A 19,569-nucleotide genomic window follows, 5' to 3' on the forward strand; every position below is an offset into this window, starting at 1 on the left:
GTTATTCACATGGTTCTCCCTGAATGGTAATGGTATTTTCATTGATGATATAATTGGCTTCCAGCGTTTTACACAGCATATCCATAATGGCCGGAAGAGGTTGCTGCTCAAAATCTGCGCTGATCCTGCACTTTGCTATACCCGGATCAGAAAGCTTAATAGAAACATTGAATTTCTTTTCTAGCTGGCGAATCGCATCACGTAACGGTGTATCCGTAAACGTTATGCTGACAGGCTGGTAAATTTCCTTTTTCTGTAAACCGGCCATTTCCTGAAATGACAGTTTTTTTGATTCGAGTTCAAACAAAGCCTGCTGGTTTGGCTTTAAAATAACCTGCTGTGTTTTTGCTTCAATATCAGGTGCAGAAACTTCAACGCGACCGGTAACTACGGATATTTCAAAATGTTTTCCTTCTGAAACTGCTTTCACGTTGAAGCTTGTACCCAGTACTTTGACAACCATTTCACCGGTGATAATCGAAAACGGTTTTTTCTTGTTTTTTTGAACATTGAAAAAGCCTTCGCCTTTGAATTGAACCGTCCGGTTATTTTGAGCAAATACTTTTGGATAAGTAATTGTTGCATTTTTATGCATCCAGACCGTACTTCCGTCTGGAAGCTGATGCTGAACGATCCTGGATTCATAATTTCTGAATTCGACCAAATCCTTACTTTCTTCGAAATTTTCAATAGCGGAAATCGAATCAGCGGATTTTTTTGGAGCAAATTGATAATAGAAAAAGCCCAAAACGAACAAAACCGAAGCTGCAATACCGATAACCCTTGACCACGGAAATTTCCTGATCTCAGTCTCGTTTTCCTCCCGATCAATCTGCTGATTTATATTTTTAAGCGTGTTTTCCAGCAGCTCAGTTTTTTCAGAATCAGGAACGGATTCCAGATACTGGCCTGGCGTTTCCAGACCGGCGTACCAATTTTCAACAATGTGTTTTTCATGTTCAGAGCATAATCCCTGAAGGTATTTTTCAAGTAGTTGGGGTGATATTTCCGGCTTGTTATCCATTGCGTAAAGACGTTGATATCTTTAAGTCGCAGTCAACAATGGGTACCCCTTAGTGGCAGGAAAAAATTATTGAAATAAATTGATCAGGATAAGTGTGTAGGCCAAATGCTCTTTCAGATATTCTTTCAAAATCCGCAGTGCTTTGGTAATATGCTGTTCTACCGTTTTTTCTGAAATGTTAAGTTCAAGCGCAACATCACGGTTGGAAAGTCCCTGACGGCTCATGGTAAAAACTTGCCGGCATTTTTCAGGAAGCAAATGCAGTGCTTCATGATATCGATGTTGCAGGTCGATGGCGAGCGTGTCCTGATAGGTAGTTTCGGCAGAACTTTCCCTTGTTGATTCCCAAATAGTATTCCGGTTTTGCCGCGACATTTCGGCCCGGTAATGCGTAATGATCAGTTTTTTTGCCGCAGAAAATAAATAAGATTTGCAATCCTGAATGACTAAAACCGAGCGTTTTTGCCAGATACTGACAAACAATTCCTGCACAATTTCCTGAGACGTGAAGCGGTCGTTAACCCTTGAATACACATAGTTGAACAACTGCGAAAAGTAGCGGGTGTAAAATTCCTCAAACGCTTTCCGGTCAGCATCCGTACGAATAATTTCAAGAAGATCTGAGTCTGAAAAGTTAGTATACCTCGCGTTCATATCCATTCAGTATTCCCGGGAACATGGCTGCCCGTCAATGAGAATGCTGCAAAATTCGGCTAAAATCAATGAACCCCTGTTGATTTAAGATTAAGGAATTGAAGGTGTTATTGAATTTTGATAACAGAAAATTAAAATAAATTATTTTGAAAATTTAACTGATTTACAAGTTGTTAAGGTAGGAGATGTAATGTTGATAAAGTAAAAAACTGCTACCGTTTCCTGAAAAGGAAAACAATAGCAGTTTTATCTTTTGAAAAATTAGCTGATTAATTGATAACCGCTTTAATTACTACCGGCTGGTGATCAGATGGATAACGTTGGTCTTTTGCATCAGTCAAAACACCGTATTTCAAAACTTTGATTGGTTTGCTTACAAAAATATAATCGATACGATTCTGCATAGGTGCATCAAATTTGAAGCTGTTAAATGTTCCTTCCGGACCGTATTTTGGTTGTTCTGTTATTTCGTGAGAATCGCTCAAAAGCGTTTGTATCGTTTTGATCTGTTCAGTTTCAGGCGTTGAGTTGAAGTCGCCCGTTAGAATAGTCGGCGAATTTCCTGCGATTTCCTTCATCTTTTTTACCATCAAATTGCCTGACTGGCGGCGCGCCTCTACGCCCTGATGATCAAAGTGAACGTTGAAAAAATAGAATTCTTTTTTCGTGTTCAAATCCTGGAATTTAGCCCATGAACAAATCCGGTTGCAGCAGGTAGCATCCCAGCCTTTTCCAGGTACGTCTGGTGTTTCGCTAAGCCAGAAATCACCATTTTTTAAAACTTTGAAACGGTCTTTTTTGTAGAAAATAGCAGAATGTTCCCCACCTTCTTTTCCATCATCACGACCTTTTCCAAGAAATGCAAATTCGGTCAGTTCGGCTACATCGCGAAGCTGATTGATCAGTACTTCCTGCGTTCCAAAAATGTCAAATTCATGAAAACGAACCAATCCTTTTACCATTTCCTTGCGGTTCGGCCAGGCGTTAATGCCGTCGCCTTTATTGTCATAACGAAGGTTATATGAAGCAATATTAATCGTGGAAGTTTTTTGTGCAAAACCTGCTGTCGACAGCAACAAAACGGCTGTCAGGATCACAAGTGATTTTTTCATTTGAAAAGAATTAAGAATTGGAAATAGAATTTAGTTGAAATAAACATAGCGTAAAGAGAAAAAACAACCAGCTCCTTACTCTATGGAGGTTAATTTTTACTTCGGCTTTCGGCTATCGGCCGTCAGTTCAGGAAAGGGATAGAATCTATCTCAATCCAAAATCTGATAGCCGACCGCCAAATTTACTTCGGCTTTCGGCTATCGGCCGTCAGTTTCTGGAAAGGGATAGAATCTATCTCAATCCAAAATCTGACAGCCGACCGCCAAATTTACTTCGGCTTTCGGCTATCGGCCGTCAGTTCAGGAAAGGGATAGAATCTATATCAACCCGGATCTGATAGCCGACCGCCGAAAGCCGACGGCCAATTACCATCCCGGATTTTGTCCCAGTTTAGGATTGAACAATCTGTCTGTTTCAGGAATAGGGTAGAGGTAATGTTTTTCTTCCCATTTGCGTGGTACGGTAGTCAGCCAGGTAATTTCTCCCGAAGTATCGTTGGAAAGACGCTGTGGATTTGGACCTGCGCTGATTGTTTCAGCCACATTGATATAAGTCACCCCGGCAACCGGAGATGCAGGCGTTCCTTTTACAAAAGCCACATCCATCACACCATCTTCATTAAGATCCATCGGCGTGTTCAAAGCCGGAACGTAAAATCCATTCCATTTTTGCTCCATCAACGAACCGCGTTTCCAGCGAACGATATCATAAAAACGGAAACCTTCAAGACACAACTCAGTTCCTCTTTCGCGACGGATCTCAAGAATGGCCGGATCCGAAATGCCAGGGAAATAATTCGCTTGCAGGTAGGGATCAACTACGGCTGGTACAGCAGAAAGTCCGCCAGTGATACCTGCTCTTTTACGAATTGCGCCCACAGTTAATGCCCAATCCGCATCAGTCAATTTATTCAATTCCGCTTTTGCTTCCGCATAATTCAGCAAAATTTCAGCATAACGCATCGTGGAAATGGAATTGATATTTCTTGTTCCGCCATCATAATATGTATCATCCAAAGTCCATTTAATTGGCTGGTAACCGGTGTAAGTATAAGAGAAAACAGGAGGCGCAGCTTCTTCTTTTCCGCCATTAATTCTTTTGTAGTTTCCCATACGAATCGTTTGCTGCAATCTTTTATCTCGGCCTTTAACTTCCTGCGCAAAAGTCATAGTTTCGTGACCAGCTTTGTCAGTAAAAGGCGTTCCGTCTATATTCAGGTATGTATTCACAAAAGTGCGTGTGAAACTTAATCTTGCTCCATAAGTTGAACTTGTCCACCACCAGTTGGCATCGTTATACACACTCAGCGCAGGATCGCAAACATAGGAAAGCATCACTTCATTGGTTACCGGCGTATTGTTAATGAAAACCTGACGATAAGATTTCTCATTTCCACCGGTTTCATTCAAAGAGAAGCCGCCTTCTTTAATCACTTTTTCAGAAGCGGAAATAGATTCGTTTAACCATTTTTCTACGCTCGACTGCAAGTTGTAAGTCGTCTGGTATTTTCTGAAAGTACCTTCAAAAAGACAGATTCTTGATTTGTAGCCATAAGCAACTGACTTGGTGATCAAACTTCTGGTATTATCGGTAGTAGTGCGAATATTTTCGCAGGCATAATTTAAATCTGCCAAAACTGAATCCATTACCATCGTACGCGGATCACGTCCGTTGAAAAGAGTTGGATCGTCGACTGTTGCAGCTTTATTGATCCAGGGCACATCGCCAAAGCGTTTTACTTTTTCAAAATAAAATATCGCTCTGAAAAGACGGGCAAGCGCCGTGTAATGTTTCCGGGTATCAGCGGGAACTGTTGCACGGTTATTATTTTCGATGAAATAATTGATATTCCGAAGTGGTTTCCAATCCCAGCCTGAACTTTGGCGAGGGCCAAAAGCACCGTCACGCAAGAAATCAGGGACAGAGGAACGCGCTCCAAAATCACTCATTTCGTCGGAACGGATGATATCATTACCAGTCGGCAGAATATCATAAAAGGAATTTGCATACAGATCAAGTCCTTTTTCGCTGTTAAAAACGGCATTGTTATCGGCAGTAGACTGCGGAACCTGATCAAGTTCCTGACATCCGCCAGCCAAAAGGCCGATCAGAAATAACAGTCCTATAAATTTAAATTTCATGAGTATTTGATTTATTTTTTCTTCTAAAAAATAAGATTTCATAGATTAGAAAGTCACCGACAATCCCATGGTGAAGCCTTTTAGTATCGGGTAATTGTTTGCATTACCACTGTTACCATTATTAGGTTTTGATGGATCGTCTGTCGGATTCAAAACAGCATCTGATCTTCCGATATTTTCCACATCGATATCCTTTGTGATCTTATACATTGGAGAATAAGTGAAAACATTGTCGCCCGACAGGTATACACGTGCACTTGCCATTTTCAATTTATTTGTCAAAGTATGCGGAAGATTGTATCCGATCTGCAAGTTTTTCAGACGGACGTAAGCCACATTTTGCAAATATTTTGTCTGATTTTGAGAAAGCTCGCCTGAACCTTGTGCAACATATCCGCGGTAGCGTGGCAGGTAAGCATCCGGATTTTCCTCAGACCAGATATTGCCCAATTGCCATTCCGGTACTTTATTGTACGGACGGTTATATTGTCCCCAGAAAATCGCTGCTTCCGGTCCTGGAAACCAGTCTTGCTTTGCAACGCCCTGGAAAAATGCCGAGATGAAGAAATTGTTCCAGTCAGCACCAAGTGTTACGCCGTAGGTGTAACGCGGAAGAGAATTTCCAATGATTTTTCTGTCACCCGGTTTGGCAACTGTGTTATCGCCAATGTCAATCACGCCGTCACCGTTCAGATCTTTAAACTTGATATCACCCGGAAGCAATTTTCCCGTTGTGGATGCTTTGTACAAAATTTGTTTGGCAGAATTGGTAACGTCATCAGCAGATTTGAAATAACCATCATTCACAAATCCCCAGATTTCACCCAGTTTCTGGCCTTCGTAATAATCGGACAGCTTTTTGTCAGGGTTGTTATACTTATCAATTTTTGCTGTGTAATCTGCCACTGTAAGGCGGATCGAATAGTTTAGGGGTTTTGATCCAACTGTAAACTGATCCCGCCATGTGATTGCCGCTTCCCAGCCTTTTGTTGTCAAATCAGCATAATTTCCTTTTGGAACATCAGTACCAAAAACGGCTGGCAAAGTCATACCTGTTGTAAACATGCCTGTTGTTTTTCTTTGATAAGCGTCCGCATTTAATGTCAAACGATTGGCAAGCATCGAAACATCCACACCGAAATCAGCGGTACTTGAAGTTTCCCATGTCAATCCGTTTGGCAATACTGTTGGCTGCCCGGTTTGCTGCGGACGAACGCCATTCAGGATTCTTCCTGACTGCTTGATCGCGAATTTTTCCTGGAAGCTGTAAGAATTGATATTTCCATTACCAAGCGAACCGTACGAACCTCTCAATTTCAACTCGGAAATTACCTTTGGAGACACTTTCCAGAATGGCTCATTAGAAATTCTCCATCCCGCAGAAACCGATGGGAAAAATGCAAAACGCTGGTTGGTCGGGAATTTAGAAGATCCGTCATAACGACCGTTAAATTCTACCAGATATCTTTCTTTGAATGAATAATTGACACGGTAAAAACCACCGGCAATAGCCCATTTGTCATATCCGCCACCGGTTGTAATGGTTTGTCCAAGCGCAAGATTGATGTCATTTGCACCTTCATAAATCAATCCGTTACGAACGACCTGAAGTTCTTTGTAAAGTGACGTCTCCTGGTTGAAACCTGCCAATACTTTGAAATAATGATTTGCACCAACTTTCGGTTCAAATTCACCGTAGATGTTGGTAGCGGTATACTGCGTATTGCGAAGCAGGTTTTGAAGATCGTTATAATTTGTTCCCACATATTCAATCACGCCCGGTTTGCGGCTGTAAGGAACCGGAACCCGCGTACGATAATCGTTATTGTCTGTATTCTGGTAAGTGAAATTTCCTTTGATTCTTAAAATGTCGTGGAAGAACTGAGAGGAAAAACTGGTCGTGTTTCTGAAAACACGCTTGTCGGTGTTAATTCCGTTTTTGCCATAATAAAAATCACCAACCGTGTATGCTGCGGAGTAGGTTAACGTTCCGTCCGGGTTAAACATTGGAGCCATGGTGTGCCCTTCATCTGAAATATTTCTCCATATCGAACCACCTTCACCTACGTTGAGCGGATTGTGATATTTCATGGAAGAAAAATCTGCGTTGTTGGCTACGTTCAGCCATGGATAAAGCTGAACAGATCCTTTTACACGTAAACTCATGATTTTGTAATCATCAGAATTGTACTTAAAAAGTCCATCCTGACCGAAATAACGACCTGTTACAAGAAAATCTGCCTTGCCGCTGCCTCCGGAAACGGATAAGTTATGTTCTGTTGCAGTGGTCGTTTTTTTGTATAATTCTTTATACCAGTCCATGTTTTCATAGTACACATATTCACCGGTAACAGGATCAACAACCGTTTTTGGAAGACTCGGATCTTTCGAACGTTTTTCAAATTCTGCCAGATATGCCGGAGAGAATTTAACTGTTTTGTTGACGTTCTGAGGGGTTTGGGAATAGTCATTCCATGCGCTCCATCCTTCGTTAAACATTTTGGCAAAAGTGTACCCGTCAGTCACGAAATCCGGAACAGCAATTGGACTTTTGATGGAATGGTTAAGCGAATAGCTAACCGTAGTTTTATCTTTCTGCGGCGTTTTTGTGGTAATCAAAACCACACCAAAAGCTCCTCTCGCACCATAAATCGCAGCTGATGCCGCATCTTTCAAAACGGAAACGCTGGCAACATCATTTGGATTGATACGGCTTGGATCACCTTCAACACCATCAATCAAAACCAGCGCATTTCCACCCTGGCCGATCGAAGTTGCTCCACGAATGTTGTAAGCAGGCGATTGCGTCGGTTTTCCGTCCCCCATGGTCAGGTTAAGGTTTGGGATAACACCTTGTAAACCTTGCGCAAGATTTGGAAGTGAACGGTTTTCAAGAACTTTGCTTGTAACCTGGTCAACGGCGCCAGTAAGGTTCATTTTTTTCTGCGTTCCATAACCTACAACAACCAGTTCTTCCAATGCTTTGGTATCGGCATCAAGAGAAATATTGAAAGTTGTTCTTGTTCCAATTGGCAGTTCTTTTGTGACGTAGCCGACAAAACTGAAAATCAGAACTCCGTCCTTATCGCTTTCAGTCAGATCCAGTTTAAATTGTCCTTCACCGTCTGTGGTCGTTCCGCGTTGTGTACCTTTTACGATGATACTAACGCCGGGCAATCCACCGCCTTTTTCATCAGAAACTTTTCCGCTGATGTCGATTAGGGGCGCCGGAACCGGAATGATCTGGGTTTTTACCTCTGGAATTTTTGGTTTTACCACAATAGTCCGCTCCATCAAACTGTAAGTCAGCGGCTGATTATTGAAACATTGTTCTAAAACCTGTTCAAGCGAACCGCCCGAAATATTCATTGTAACAGGTTTGGCTTTTTTCAACAGTTCGTTATTAAAAATGAACTGATAACCACTTCTTTTCTGGATAATTTTGATCACATTTTCCAGCGGAGCGTTTTCTACGGAAACTGAGATTTTTTGAGAAACGGCGGCCGCACTCACCTGCATACAGGCAACGGCTAGTAGGAAAGCGCTTAATTTCATCATGAACAGGATTTTGGATGGAATAAGGCCGATACGTCTACTACTTTTGAAGAGTAGCTTTAATTTCATAGTTTTACGATGTTTGGATTTTGAAAGTTTATGGTTCGCACTGTACACTTGTTTAATAATCCTTTCTGACCGGTAGCCCTGGCCGGCTATCGGTTTTCCAGCATTACTATATCTTCTGATTATTTTTCCCTTATTGTTACTTTTTTGTCTTCTATCTCAAATTTTAATTCTCCCGACATTTCAAGCATTTTCAACACTTTTGACAAGGTGGTGTTTCGTGATATCATCGCGGTAAAATGTTTGTTAGGAATCTGTTGTTCATTCACGACGTCCACGTCATACCATCTTTTCAACTGTCGCATAATGGTTGTCAGATCTTCGTTATCAAACTGGAAATAACCTTCTTTCCACGCTACTGCTTCGTCCGTATCAGCCGTCCGTACACGAATCTGTGATCCAATCACCGCCTGTTGACCAGGATTCAGCAGTTTTTTATTTTCTCCGTTTCCTACTTTTACCGAGCCTTCCAGCAATGTGGTTTTGGAAACGGCTTCATTGTCGTAAGCCATGATATTAAAGTGCGTTCCCAAAACTTCAACATGCGTTTTTCCGGCTTCTACTACGAATGGCTTTTCTTTATTTTTGCTGACTTCAAAATATCCTTCGCCGGTTAATTCAACCTTCCGCTCTTTGCCCGAAAATGCCGTTGGGAAGTGTAAGGAAGATTTTGAGTTGAGCCATACTTTGCTGCCATCGGGGAGCGAAATCTCGTATTGGCCACCCGTCGGGGTATTTATTGTGTTGTATGTGACGATGCTGCTATTTTCTGTTGGAAGGATTTCGTAAACCAGCTGACCCTCTTTTTTGCTGATTTTTACGCCATTCTCCTTCTTGAAAGTGCCATTTTCCATGTCTTCCAGTGTGATCACACTGCCATCGCCCAAGGTGAGCGTGGCCTTATTTCCTCCGGGAAGCACGTCATTTTTTAAAATTTGAGGTTTTTTGGTTTTGGCAATAGTCGCAGTTTGATTTCCCTTTTTGTGTAAAAAAGCATAACCAACAATACCGGTGATCAAAATAGCCGCCGCATATTTGAAGAACTTTTTATACGACCAGAATGAACGATGAATGACTGGACTGTCAATTTGCTGGTTGATATTTTCCCAGGCAGCATTTTGATCAATCGATTCAAAAAATTGCAGACCTTCTTCCATTTTGTCTTTATTCTGCAATTCATTAAGTAAAATCTGATTCGCGATATCTTCGTTTAGCCAATCCTGTAATACCTTATTTTCCTCTTTGGAAAGGTTTCCATTAAGATATTTGAAAATTAAATCTGCGATTTCAAAAGGTGCTTTCATTCCGGGCTTATGTTCTTTATTAGTAAGACACGCAGAAATAAATTTGGGGTGAAAGGTTTTTGAAAAATATTTTTATTTGAAGAAAAATTTAGATTAAATTAATTCGTAACTCCCAGAAAGTAACAGGATTATCTGTTGTTCCGGAGTTGAAAAAATGTTGGAAGAAAATTTTGACTGGATTAATTTAAAAAGATCAGCAGGAGAACACTAAAAATTTCAGCTGTAAATTGTGGACGCAAAAGCTGCATCGCCCGTTGTTTTTGTGTCTTTACAGTATTGACAGATATCCCCAGTTCTTCCGCGATTTCATTATTCTTCTTATCATCCAGATAACTCATTCTTGCAATTTGCTGACATGCCGGCGGAAGGGATTCAATGGCATGATGAATTTTCGAGTATACCTCAGACTGAATAATGGAGTTGATTATGTTTTTATCGTCAACAAGCTCAGGAAGATTCAGTGTGAATTTTTCGACAACTTTTTGATGCCTCAACAAATTTAGACTGGCATTTTTAACGGTGGTGTAAAGAAAACTTTTGATTGCATTGTCATCTTCGGCAACTTCTTCTTTCCGGTTCCAGTATGTTACAAATGCGTCCTGAGCTATATCTTCTGCCTCGCCTTTATCTTTAACGATGTTAAAGGAAAAGTAGACAAGGTTGGAATAATTTCTGTTGAACAGCATTTCAAAAGCAATTCTGTTTTCACTTTTGTCTTGTGCTGAGTCAGGTTTGGTATATAAAGAATCCATATTCTGTTAGACAAAAGTAATCGTGCTCAATCTCTTTTCTTGAATAATCCGGAAGAAAACAGTCGCTAAAAGTATTAATTTTTCTTTGAATAAAACTAATTAGTTTTCTTGTTGAATTATTAGACGGAAGGAATTTGTGCACTATGTTTTGTTCTCTTTTTGGAATGTTAAGAACTTGTCAAACGGAGAAAAAGTTAAGCTGGAACTCAATTCTTCCTGACGTCCCTGACATTTACAGTTCAAAGGTATTTTACACCAAAGTTATTATCGCATTTATAATGTTATGATTTTATTAAGAAACAGGATTGAGGTCACGATGGCATAATAATCCATGCTAAATCGTTTTTTATTACAATTAAGACTATAATTAGTTTTAAAAATAAAAATTTTATTGAATCTATGAGTTGTGTTATTTCTGTATGTCTCAAAAGAAAACAGGGCGCCGGATTTACATCCAGCGCCCTGCATACTTTTATTTTTAAACTGAAATATTACCAGCCGGGTGTTTGTTTGTAAGCGCCGTTACTTCTTGCAATTTCATTTGGACTGATCGGCCATGCTAATTTTGCAGCGGTAAATTTTCTTGCCGGCCAAACCTGCTGAACTGTATAAGTGGAAGCAGGGTCCGTTTTGTTTGCATGAATGCGGCCGTGAAGCGGTGCGTTGATTTTATCATAATCACCCCAACGTTTTAAATCCGCCAGACGGTCCGTCCATTCACAACCCAATTCTACGCGGCGTTCATGTTTCAGGTTAGCAAGTGTCGGGGCAGTAATTGGAGCAAGTCCCACACGGGCACGCACTTCGTTCAATGGCGCGGCAGCCTCAGTGTTTTTACCTTGTTGAATGAGTGCTTCTGCTTTGAAAAGTAAAATTTCTGCATAACGCATCAAAGGCAAATTCAACGTTGTAGTAGGGTAGTCGCCATTCTGGTTGATCTGCGTATTTGTTCCCGGATCCTGGTTTGTCCCATTGCTGTAAGGATCCATATACTTATTGATCTGGAAGCCTGATAAACTATTGGTTGAAAAATAAGAACGCTCAACACCGAAGAAAGTGAATTTGTCACCAAACTTCAAAATCGTTGCTTCACGGCGCGGGTCGTTTGCTTCATATTCATCATAGAGCTCAGCAGTTGGCTGGAAATAACCCCAGCCGTTATAAATTCCCCAGCCTTTGTTTTCCAAAATTACACCTGGAAATTCAGAGCCACCCTGAACACCCGAAGTTACAGACCAGATGTATTCCGTTCCCCAGTTATTGGCTGCCTTAAAAACCGATTTGTAATTGGCAAGACTGCTGCCTTGTCCGGTCATAAGTGCGCGACCGCCTTCATTTTTAATTTTATCTGCAATTTCAGGAATTGCTGCCCATTTGGTATTGTCGTATTGCGCCCAGTAAGCATATGTTTTAACCATATAACCCCATGCCGCAGCCTTATGTGCTCTTCCCTGATCGGCCGCTCCGTAAGTCTGGAACAAAGGAAGAAGATCGGCTGCCTTTTGTAAATCGCTGATAATTTGAGCGTAGTTATCGGTTACAGAAGGAAGCTGAGGCGGAATTCTGTAACCGAATTCTGCATTTTCAATTCCATCGTAAGGAACGCCCTGATCTTTGTGTCCCCACAAATAAGCAAGCCAGAAATGAGAAAAAGCACGTATGAAATAGGCTTCACCAAGAGAACGGTTTCTGATAGCATCACTTACATTCGTAGCTTTTTGCACACCTTCAATCGTTTGGTTTGCTTTATTCATCATCGAATACAAATCATTCCAACCGCCTGTCAAATAGCCTTCATTACCAGATGGAATAAAGTTTTTGATGTTTTCTCCATCGGCTTTTGATCTTCCAACGATCAAATCGTCACTCGCATTTTGAACCCAGAAAAGGTCGCGGCCCCAGGTAGCTTCATCACGCATGGCCACATACATGGAAGCCACACCTTTGATCACATCGTCCTCGCTATCCCAGAAATAAGCAGTAGTTGACTCTCCGTTTGGCTTGGTATCTACCCAACTTTCATCACATGCAGTCAGGCTTAGCATAATTGCCATACCTGATAAAATTGAATGTTTTATATATAGTTTCATGATTTTCGGAATGTTAGAATTTAAGCTTTAAACCTGCTGAGTACACACGGGAAACCGGGAATTGTCCGCCATCCAGACCGATACCTCCAACTTCCGGATCCATACCTGAATATTTTGTGAATGTCAGCAAATTGTCGCCGCTTAAATAAATACGAAGATTGGCACCTTTAACAAATTTTGGTACGGTGTAACCGATAACCAAACTTTTCAAACGAACATAATTTCCGCTTTCAAGATACCAGTCAGAAGCAGTCTGGAAGTTTTTATTAGCATCACTTGCATTGATCTTTGGAATGTTTGAACCCGTATTAGTGGGCGACCATGCATCCAGGATTTTATCCCAACGGTTGTAACCTTGTTCTGATGCGTTCAATGTAGATTCTTTGAAGGCGTTGAAAAGTTTGACACCTCCAACACCTTGCCAGAACATGCTCAGGTCAAATGATTTCCAGTTAAGATTTGTTGTAAAACCGTAAGTGATTTTTGGAAATGCGCTGCCCATGTAAGATCTGTCGCTGTCATCAATTTTTCCGTCGCCGTTCAAATCAACAAATTTCAAATCTCCTGCTTTTGCGTTTGGCTGAATTTTTGTTCCGTTTAAGGTATAGCTGTTCGCCGCTTCATCCGACTGGAAAATTCCATCTGTTTTTACCAACCAGTAGGAATAATAAGGTTGTCCCACAGTTGAGCGATATGGCGAAATCGTACCTCTCCATGCATCAGAATGCACCCAAACTGAATTTGGATTTTCGTCAATATATTTCACTCTGTTTTTTAGTGTTGCAACATTACCGCTGATCTCATATCCAAGTTCGCCTGCCTTGTCTTTCCATGAAGCAACAAATTCAAAACCTTTATTGCTGATCTTTCCCTGGTTTATATAAGGAGCACCATAACCGTAAGTGTTGGTCCAGTCGGTATCCTGCTGTTTGATCAGGTTGTATGTTAACTTGTCAAAATAGTCAGCAGAAAGTGTTAATTTTTGTTTCAACAAAGAAACGTCAATGCCGATATCTGTTTGCTGCGAAGTTTCCCATGAAAGTTTCGGGTTTTTTAGTGCAGAAACATACAGGGCTCTCGAATAAACTCCGCCATCGCCAACCTGATATGTATAATCCGAAGTCAGGGTAGAGTAGCCATAGTAACGGCCAACAGATCCGATATTTCCAATACGTCCCCAGCTCGCTCTGATTTTCAAAAGATCAACAGCAGGTACATTAAAGAAAGGTTCCGAGCTTATTTTCCATGCGGCCGTTGCAGCAGGAAAACCTTTTCCACGGTAACCTTCCGCCAAACGTCCGGCTATATCGTAACGGTAACTTCCTGTCAGGAAATAACGGTCAGCCCAGCTGTAAGAAAGTCGTCCAACATAAGAAACGTTACGGTCTTTCCAGTCGTAATCCGTAGGTCTGTCGGAAGTGAAAGTACTGGCGTTAATGAAAAATTGCGCCCAGTCTTCCTCATCGCTAAGATCTCTGGCCGTAGCACTGAAACCTTTTGCTCCGCTTTCCTGAGAGGTAGTGGAAAGCATTGCTCCGATGTTATGTTTACCAAAAACTCTGGCATAGTTAGCAGTATTTTCCCATATCCAGTTGTAGGACTTATCTGTCGAATAAGTCAGAGTATTTTGGTTATTAGGCTTACCCGGCTCGGTTCTTTTCGGAGTGAAATTTTTGTAAAGAGAACCATGCTGACGGTATGAAAATCTTGTCAGAAATGATAATCCGGGAATGATATTGGAATAAGAAAATTCAGAAACGGATTGAAGATCGTTGCCTTTATTGTAAGGTTTGTTTTTTAACAAAGTAGCAACCGGATTGATCGCATCTCCATGAATACCAAGATATTGTGAATCTCTCGGACCTACGCCACCAAATGAACCATCATCATAATAAACCGTTGCAGAACGTGGCATATACATAGCCGAAAGAATTGTTCCGCTATATCCGCTGCTGGTTTCAGTTCCACGACTATCGCTGTTATTCCAGAAAACTTCCTGACGGAATTTCAGATTATCTGTGAATTTATATACAGAATTGAAACGAAGAGAAATATTCTGGCTGTAAGTATTTAAAAGTGTTCCCTCATTTTTTTCGTAACGACCCTGGAAAAGCGTAGAGAATTTATCGGTACCTGCATTGATGCTGATATTATGTCTCTGAACAATTCCGGTTCTGAAAATTTCGTCAATCCAGTTGGTACGTGTAACCTGTGCGTAAGGATTTTTTGTAGCATCCCATCCATCAAGTGGCGCCAGACCGGCGTTTGTAAAAGCAAGGTTTGAAACGTAAGCTTCTTTATCGGCTGTTAAAGAATTTGGCAGTTTCCAGGCCTGTTTAATTCCGCGAAATCCTGAATATTCAATACTAGGTTTACCAGCAGTTGCCTGTCTGGTCGTGATCAGAATAACACCGGCAGAACCGGAAAATGCACCGTAAATAGCCGCTGATGCAGCATCTTTCAGAATGGTAATTGATTCAATATCAGAAGGGTTGTAAGGTGCATTTGGTACACCATCAACAACGTACAAAACGCTTTCCCCACTGCGTGATCCGGTACCGCGAATCGTGATGCTTGGCGTTTGATCCGGGTGACCGCCATTACTTACGGCTGTTACACCTGGAACTTTACCCTGAATCATGTTACCCACATCCAGTACCGGACGGTTTTTGATCTGAGCCATATCCGGCACAGAAGATACTGCCGCTGATAAATCACTTTTCTTTGCCGTACCGTAACCAATGACTACAAGCTCATCCAAGGATTTGGTATCAACAGAAAGAGAAATATTGATGGATGATTTACTTCCCACCACAACTTCCTGACTCTGATAACCCACAAAACTGAAAATAAGTGAAGCATCACCGTTTGGAACTGCAATTTCATACGCGCCAACTGCATCTGTTGAAGTACCACGCTGTGTTCCTTTTATCACGACACTAACGCCCGGAAGGGGTTCATTGTTATCAGCAGAAAGTACTTTTCCTTTGATTGTGATTTCAGCCGGTGCAGTTAAATTCCGTATTTTTGCCTCTATTTCAGGTAATTGAAATGTAGACCGGTTCTGCGTACTTGCCAACACAATTTGCTCATTAATAACCTTATAGCTTATTCCGCGCGGAGTCAGCAGCTGATCCAGAACATTCGAAAGTTTTTGATGTTCTACGTTAAGTTTGATCTTACTTTGCAGAGAAACGCGGCTGCTATAAACAAATTTTACGTCCGTTTTTTTCTGAATTTGTCCCAACGCCTCTTTAAGCGTAACGTTGTCTAACCGCAGCGTCATATCCTTACTCAGGATAGACTGCGCCGAACTTTCCCTTGCGTAGCCGGAGCTGGCAAGTAAAGCGGCCATGATCCATTGAAGCAATCCGATGCGCATAAGTTTTTGCCAGTTGATCGGCTTGTTACGTACTGATTTTTGCATAATTTTGATTGTCTGATTGTTGGAACTATTGGACATTTCATTTCCCTTCTCACGGTGGTACGTGATATGAGAAATCATTGGGGAAATAAGCAATTTAGGGCCGGGTGTGGTGGTACACATCCGGCCTTTTTTATGCTTGCAAAGTCAGGGCGGAATAGTAAAGTCTTTTTTCATGAGGTCGGTGGTTTGGGTTAAGTAAGCGGGTTATTTATTTTATTTACAAGCATTTCCGTCAATCAAAATGGTATTCTCCGACATTGAATAACTCGCTTCCAGAGAAGTACAAAGCATTTCCAGGATTACCGGTAATGATTGTTGTTCAAAGTCTGCGGTTAATTTGCAGTTATACATGGCCGGATTTACAAGAAGAATGTGTGTCTCAAAACGCTGCTCCAATTGCTGAATGACAGAGGTGAGCCGTGTTTCTTCAAATACAATCGTGACCGGTTCAAATATTTCTTTTTTAGTCTGACTTGGTATTTCAAAAAATGTTAGTCGTTTTGACTTTGGCTCGAAAAATGCTTTTTGCTGAGGCTTCAGAATTACTTCCTGTGTGTTTTTTTCGCCTGGCGCGGTTACTGAAACGCTACCGGAAACAACCGATACTTCAAGCATTTTCTGTTTTTCGCGTGCCTTTACGTTGAAGCGCGTACCTAATACTTTAATTTTTACCTCGCCGCTCTGAATCAGGAATGGCCGGGTTTTGTCATGGGCGATATCAAAAAAACCTTCACCGCTAAACGTTACGGTTCTTTTATCATTCTGGAATTTTTTTGGGTAGGAAATTGCGGCATCTGCATGCATCCATACTGAACTTCCATCCGGAAGTTTGTGCATAACCATCCGCGGCTCATTGTTCTGAAAATAAATTGTATCCGAAATGACTTCTTTCTGGATATTTGAAGCCGCAATCGGAGAAATATTTTCTGAACGCTGATTAAGAAAATAAAATCCTAATCCGATCAATAATGAAGCCGCAATTCCGCTTAACCAGATGAAAGCAGGAGAGAAAGTCTTTGTCCTGGTTTCCTTCTTTTCTATCTGCGTTTTGATGTAGTCAAAGGTTTCTTTCTGCAAACGGATTTGTTCACTTTCAGACAGCGAATCCAGATAATCCGTTTTGCCATTTATTGACGCATACCATTTTTCTACCACTTCTTTTTCCTGAGCAGTGCATTGATCATTAAGGTATTTCTCCAACAGGAAAGCAGACGGTACAGGTTGATTCATACAGGGTTTTAGTTATCAATTTAAAACCAAGTCGTATGAAAACAGCCTTACCCTTAGTCGGTTTGAAAATATTTTTAAAAACTTTTGAGGTCATTTTAAATTTTGATTAAAGCCTGCCAATCGGTATGTTTATAAACCTTACTTTCAGTTATTTACAAGTAATGGAATACCTCAATTACTTCTCAAAAACATCTTATTATGAAATTTATCTACCTAACTTTTCTTGCAGTTTTTTCGGTCAGCAGTGTTTTTGCCCAGCGCACTGTGATTTATTGCGGCAATTTGTTTGATGGTACCAATGGCTCGTTGAGACCTTCTGTTACCGTTATTGTTGAAAAAAATAAAATTATTTCCGTTGAAAATGGATATTCGGCAGCACTTTCAGCCGATAAAGTGATTGACCTGAAAAGTAAAACTGTTTTGCCCGGGCTGATTGATATGCACGTCCATCTGGAAGGTGAAACGAGCAAGGATCAGTTTCAAAAAAGAATTCAGCAAAACATGGCTGACGTTGCATTTGATGCGCAGAAAAATGGAGTAACCACTTTGATGGCAGGTTTTACAACCGTTAGAGATTTAGGTGGAAGCGGTGCCAATATTGCTTTGCGTAATGCGATCAACAGAGGTGTTGTTGTAGGTCCGAGAATACTGACATCCGGAAAAACGATTGCAACCACAGGTGGTCACGGCGATCCTTCAAATGGTATCAAACCGGAATTACAATTGCCTCCTGCTGCGCTGGATGGCGTTATTAACAGTCCGGATGAAGCACGTCAGGCCATTCGCCAACGTTATAAAGATGGCGTTGACTGGATCAAAATCACAGCAACAGGCGGTGTGTTAAGTATCGCTAAAAATGGAAAGGGGCCACAATTTCAACCTGATGAATTAAAAGCTTTAATTGAAACTGCGAATGATTACGGACTGAAAGTGGCAGCGCATGCCCATGGAGCCGAAGGTATGAAACGCGCACTTCGTGCCGGCGTTACAACGATCGAGCACGGTTCATTCCTGGATGATGAATGTATCAAACTTTTCAAGGAAAAAGGCGCATATCTGGTTCCGACGATTATTGCCGGAAAGACTGCTTCGGACTCTGCCAAAATTCCTGGGTATTATCATCCGCTTGTTGTCCCAAAAGCACTTGAAACGGGAAAAATGATTCAGGAATCTTTTGCAAAAGCGTATAAGGCTGGCGTGAAAATAGGTTTTGGAACAGACGCAGGTGTTTATGTTCATGGAAAAAACGCCAAAGAATTTGTTTACATGACAGAAGCAGGAATGCCGATGGCAGAAGCGTTGCTTGCTGCTACACGCACGAATTCCGAGATACTAAGTATGAAAGATCAGATCGGTTCGGTGGAGGCAGGAAAACTTGCTGACATCATTGCCGTAGACTCAGATCCGCTAAAAGATCCGGCAGTGATGATGAATGTGACTTTTGTGATGAAAGATGGGGTGGTATATAAGTTGAAGTAACGTGTTTTATCAATAAACAAATAGCCGGCCTGCAAAAGCTGGCCATTTGTTTATTGATAACTATAATAACGTGATTTTCAACTTGGTCAAATTTTGGAGACGCTTGAAATCTGACTTATTAAAAGTATAAATTTCAGTGCAGTGAGTTTCGGCGATTGAAAGATGAATACAATCATTCGTATTATTGAATCCAATCAATTTTGCCAGATCAATGGCGCGAATCAAATCTGAAACTTGATAAGGTACAAACTGAAATGATAAGAAATTATATAGCATTGCTTCTATATCATCTGCCTTTTTCCCTAACTTATGCAGAACAAAAGCAGTTTCCTGGAGACATAAAAGTGAAACGAAAAACTGATTCTTTTCAGTAGCTATATGATACAGATTATTGGCCAGTTCATGTTTCAATATATCTTAAGGAATCAGAAAGTGAATCAGAACATCGGCATCAAAATAAATCACAAATTGATATCGTCAGCCAAAGAAGAAAGATCCAGATTCGGGTCAACATTCATATTTTTAAACCTTTCTCTTATTTCAAGAGACTTTCTGTAAATTTCTTTTTGATTTGTTGGTTTTTGCGATTTTTGATCGTTAGCCAAAATTATGATTTCCTGTTTACCAAAGACACTTTGGAGCGTTTTGATAAAGTCTTCATTGAGATTTTCAGTGTTTATTTTAAATGTGTGTTGCATGATGTTATGGTTTAAACACTTCAAGTTACTATTATT

The 19,569-nt window shown here is 40.9% G+C and carries 13 protein-coding genes; 1 reads left to right on the forward strand and 12 read right to left on the reverse strand.

All coding sequences use genetic code 11. The annotated features are described in order from the left end of the window. Nucleotide 1: 1 nt before the first annotated feature. The 10 genes from IEE83_RS04985 to IEE83_RS05030 form a co-directional block, all read right to left on the reverse strand. The gene (locus IEE83_RS04985) at nt 2–1,024 is read right to left on the reverse strand and encodes a FecR family protein (protein WP_194119515.1); all 1,023 of its coding nucleotides are present in this window, start codon (nt 1,022–1,024) and stop codon (nt 2–4) included. 66 nt (nt 1,025–1,090) lie between these two features. Beyond that, the gene (locus IEE83_RS04990; protein ID WP_194119516.1) at nt 1,091–1,678 is read right to left on the reverse strand and encodes an RNA polymerase sigma-70 factor; all 588 of its coding nucleotides are present in this window, start codon (nt 1,676–1,678) and stop codon (nt 1,091–1,093) included. A 269-nt stretch (nt 1,679–1,947) separates the two neighbouring features. Further along, nucleotides 1,948–2,790 (reverse strand): endonuclease/exonuclease/phosphatase family protein, encoded by an 843-nt coding sequence (locus IEE83_RS04995; RefSeq protein ID WP_194119517.1) that lies wholly within the window; start codon nt 2,788–2,790, stop codon nt 1,948–1,950. A gap of 366 nt (nt 2,791–3,156) precedes the next feature. After that, complete coding sequence (locus IEE83_RS05000) at nt 3,157–4,932, reverse strand: RagB/SusD family nutrient uptake outer membrane protein (protein ID WP_194119518.1); 1,776 nt, start codon at nt 4,930–4,932, stop codon at nt 3,157–3,159. Nucleotides 4,933–4,977: 45 nt separating this feature from the next. Beyond that, nucleotides 4,978–8,556, reverse strand: coding sequence for a TonB-dependent receptor (locus tag IEE83_RS05005; protein WP_228101680.1), 3,579 nt, complete (start codon nt 8,554–8,556; stop codon nt 4,978–4,980). Nucleotides 8,557–8,675: 119 nt separating this feature from the next. Continuing rightward, nucleotides 8,676–9,857 carry a FecR family protein gene (locus IEE83_RS05010; RefSeq protein WP_194119519.1) on the reverse strand — a complete coding sequence of 394 codons (1,182 nt, stop codon included), beginning with the start codon at nt 9,855–9,857 and terminating at the stop codon, nt 8,676–8,678. A gap of 179 nt (nt 9,858–10,036) precedes the next feature. After that, nucleotides 10,037–10,609 carry an RNA polymerase sigma-70 factor gene (locus tag IEE83_RS05015; protein ID WP_194119520.1) on the reverse strand — a complete coding sequence of 191 codons (573 nt, stop codon included), beginning with the start codon at nt 10,607–10,609 and terminating at the stop codon, nt 10,037–10,039. A 491-nt stretch (nt 10,610–11,100) separates the two neighbouring features. Next, complete coding sequence (locus IEE83_RS05020; RefSeq protein ID WP_194119521.1) at nt 11,101–12,699, reverse strand: RagB/SusD family nutrient uptake outer membrane protein; 1,599 nt, start codon at nt 12,697–12,699, stop codon at nt 11,101–11,103. Nucleotides 12,700–12,712: 13 nt separating this feature from the next. Then, nucleotides 12,713–16,126, reverse strand: coding sequence for a SusC/RagA family TonB-linked outer membrane protein (locus IEE83_RS05025; RefSeq protein WP_228101681.1), 3,414 nt, complete (start codon nt 16,124–16,126; stop codon nt 12,713–12,715). Between the two features lie 213 nt (nt 16,127–16,339). Then, the gene (locus tag IEE83_RS05030; protein WP_194119522.1) at nt 16,340–17,356 is read right to left on the reverse strand and encodes a FecR family protein; all 1,017 of its coding nucleotides are present in this window, start codon (nt 17,354–17,356) and stop codon (nt 16,340–16,342) included. Nucleotides 17,357–17,554: 198 nt separating this feature from the next. Between IEE83_RS05030 and IEE83_RS05035 the strand changes: the two genes are divergently transcribed. Continuing rightward, nucleotides 17,555–18,835 (forward strand): metal-dependent hydrolase family protein, encoded by a 1,281-nt coding sequence (locus IEE83_RS05035; protein ID WP_194119523.1) that lies wholly within the window; start codon nt 17,555–17,557, stop codon nt 18,833–18,835. Between the two features lie 60 nt (nt 18,836–18,895). Here the strand turns inward: IEE83_RS05035 and IEE83_RS33520 are convergent, their stop codons facing one another. Further along, a complete protein-coding gene (locus IEE83_RS33520; RefSeq protein WP_194119524.1) occupies nt 18,896–19,246 on the reverse strand; it encodes a type II toxin-antitoxin system VapC family toxin in 351 nt (116 codons plus the stop codon). A 50-nt stretch (nt 19,247–19,296) separates the two neighbouring features. After that, complete coding sequence (locus IEE83_RS05045) at nt 19,297–19,533, reverse strand: hypothetical protein (RefSeq protein ID WP_194119525.1); 237 nt, start codon at nt 19,531–19,533, stop codon at nt 19,297–19,299. Nucleotides 19,534–19,569: the final 36 nt, after the last annotated feature.

The sequence above is a fragment of the Dyadobacter subterraneus genome, from assembly GCF_015221875.1.
Classification (GTDB): domain Bacteria; phylum Bacteroidota; class Bacteroidia; order Cytophagales; family Spirosomataceae; genus Dyadobacter; species Dyadobacter subterraneus.

Excerpts from the sequence above, each read along its gene's own strand:
- IEE83_RS04995 (WP_194119517.1), bottom strand. The coding sequence starts at position 2,790 with ATGAAAAAATCACTTGTGATCCTGACAGCCGTTTTGTTGCTGTCGACA.
- IEE83_RS05030 (WP_194119522.1), bottom strand. The coding sequence starts at position 17,356 with ATGAATCAACCTGTACCGTCTGCTTTCCTGTTGGAGAAATACCTTAAT.
- IEE83_RS05015 (WP_194119520.1), bottom strand. The coding sequence starts at position 10,609 with ATGGATTCTTTATATACCAAACCTGACTCAGCACAAGACAAAAGTGAA.
- IEE83_RS05020 (WP_194119521.1), bottom strand. The coding sequence starts at position 12,699 with ATGAAACTATATATAAAACATTCAATTTTATCAGGTATGGCAATTATG.
- IEE83_RS04990 (WP_194119516.1), bottom strand. The coding sequence starts at position 1,678 with ATGAACGCGAGGTATACTAACTTTTCAGACTCAGATCTTCTTGAAATT.
- IEE83_RS04985 (WP_194119515.1), bottom strand. The coding sequence starts at position 1,024 with ATGGATAACAAGCCGGAAATATCACCCCAACTACTTGAAAAATACCTT.
- IEE83_RS05045 (WP_194119525.1), bottom strand. The coding sequence starts at position 19,533 with ATGCAACACACATTTAAAATAAACACTGAAAATCTCAATGAAGACTTT.
- IEE83_RS05010 (WP_194119519.1), bottom strand. The coding sequence starts at position 9,857 with ATGAAAGCACCTTTTGAAATCGCAGATTTAATTTTCAAATATCTTAAT.
- IEE83_RS05035 (WP_194119523.1), top strand. The coding sequence starts at position 17,555 with ATGAAATTTATCTACCTAACTTTTCTTGCAGTTTTTTCGGTCAGCAGT.
- IEE83_RS05005 (WP_228101680.1), bottom strand. The coding sequence starts at position 8,556 with ATGAAATTAAAGCTACTCTTCAAAAGTAGTAGACGTATCGGCCTTATT.
- IEE83_RS05000 (WP_194119518.1), bottom strand. The coding sequence starts at position 4,932 with ATGAAATTTAAATTTATAGGACTGTTATTTCTGATCGGCCTTTTGGCT.
- IEE83_RS05025 (WP_228101681.1), bottom strand. The coding sequence starts at position 16,126 with ATGCAAAAATCAGTACGTAACAAGCCGATCAACTGGCAAAAACTTATG.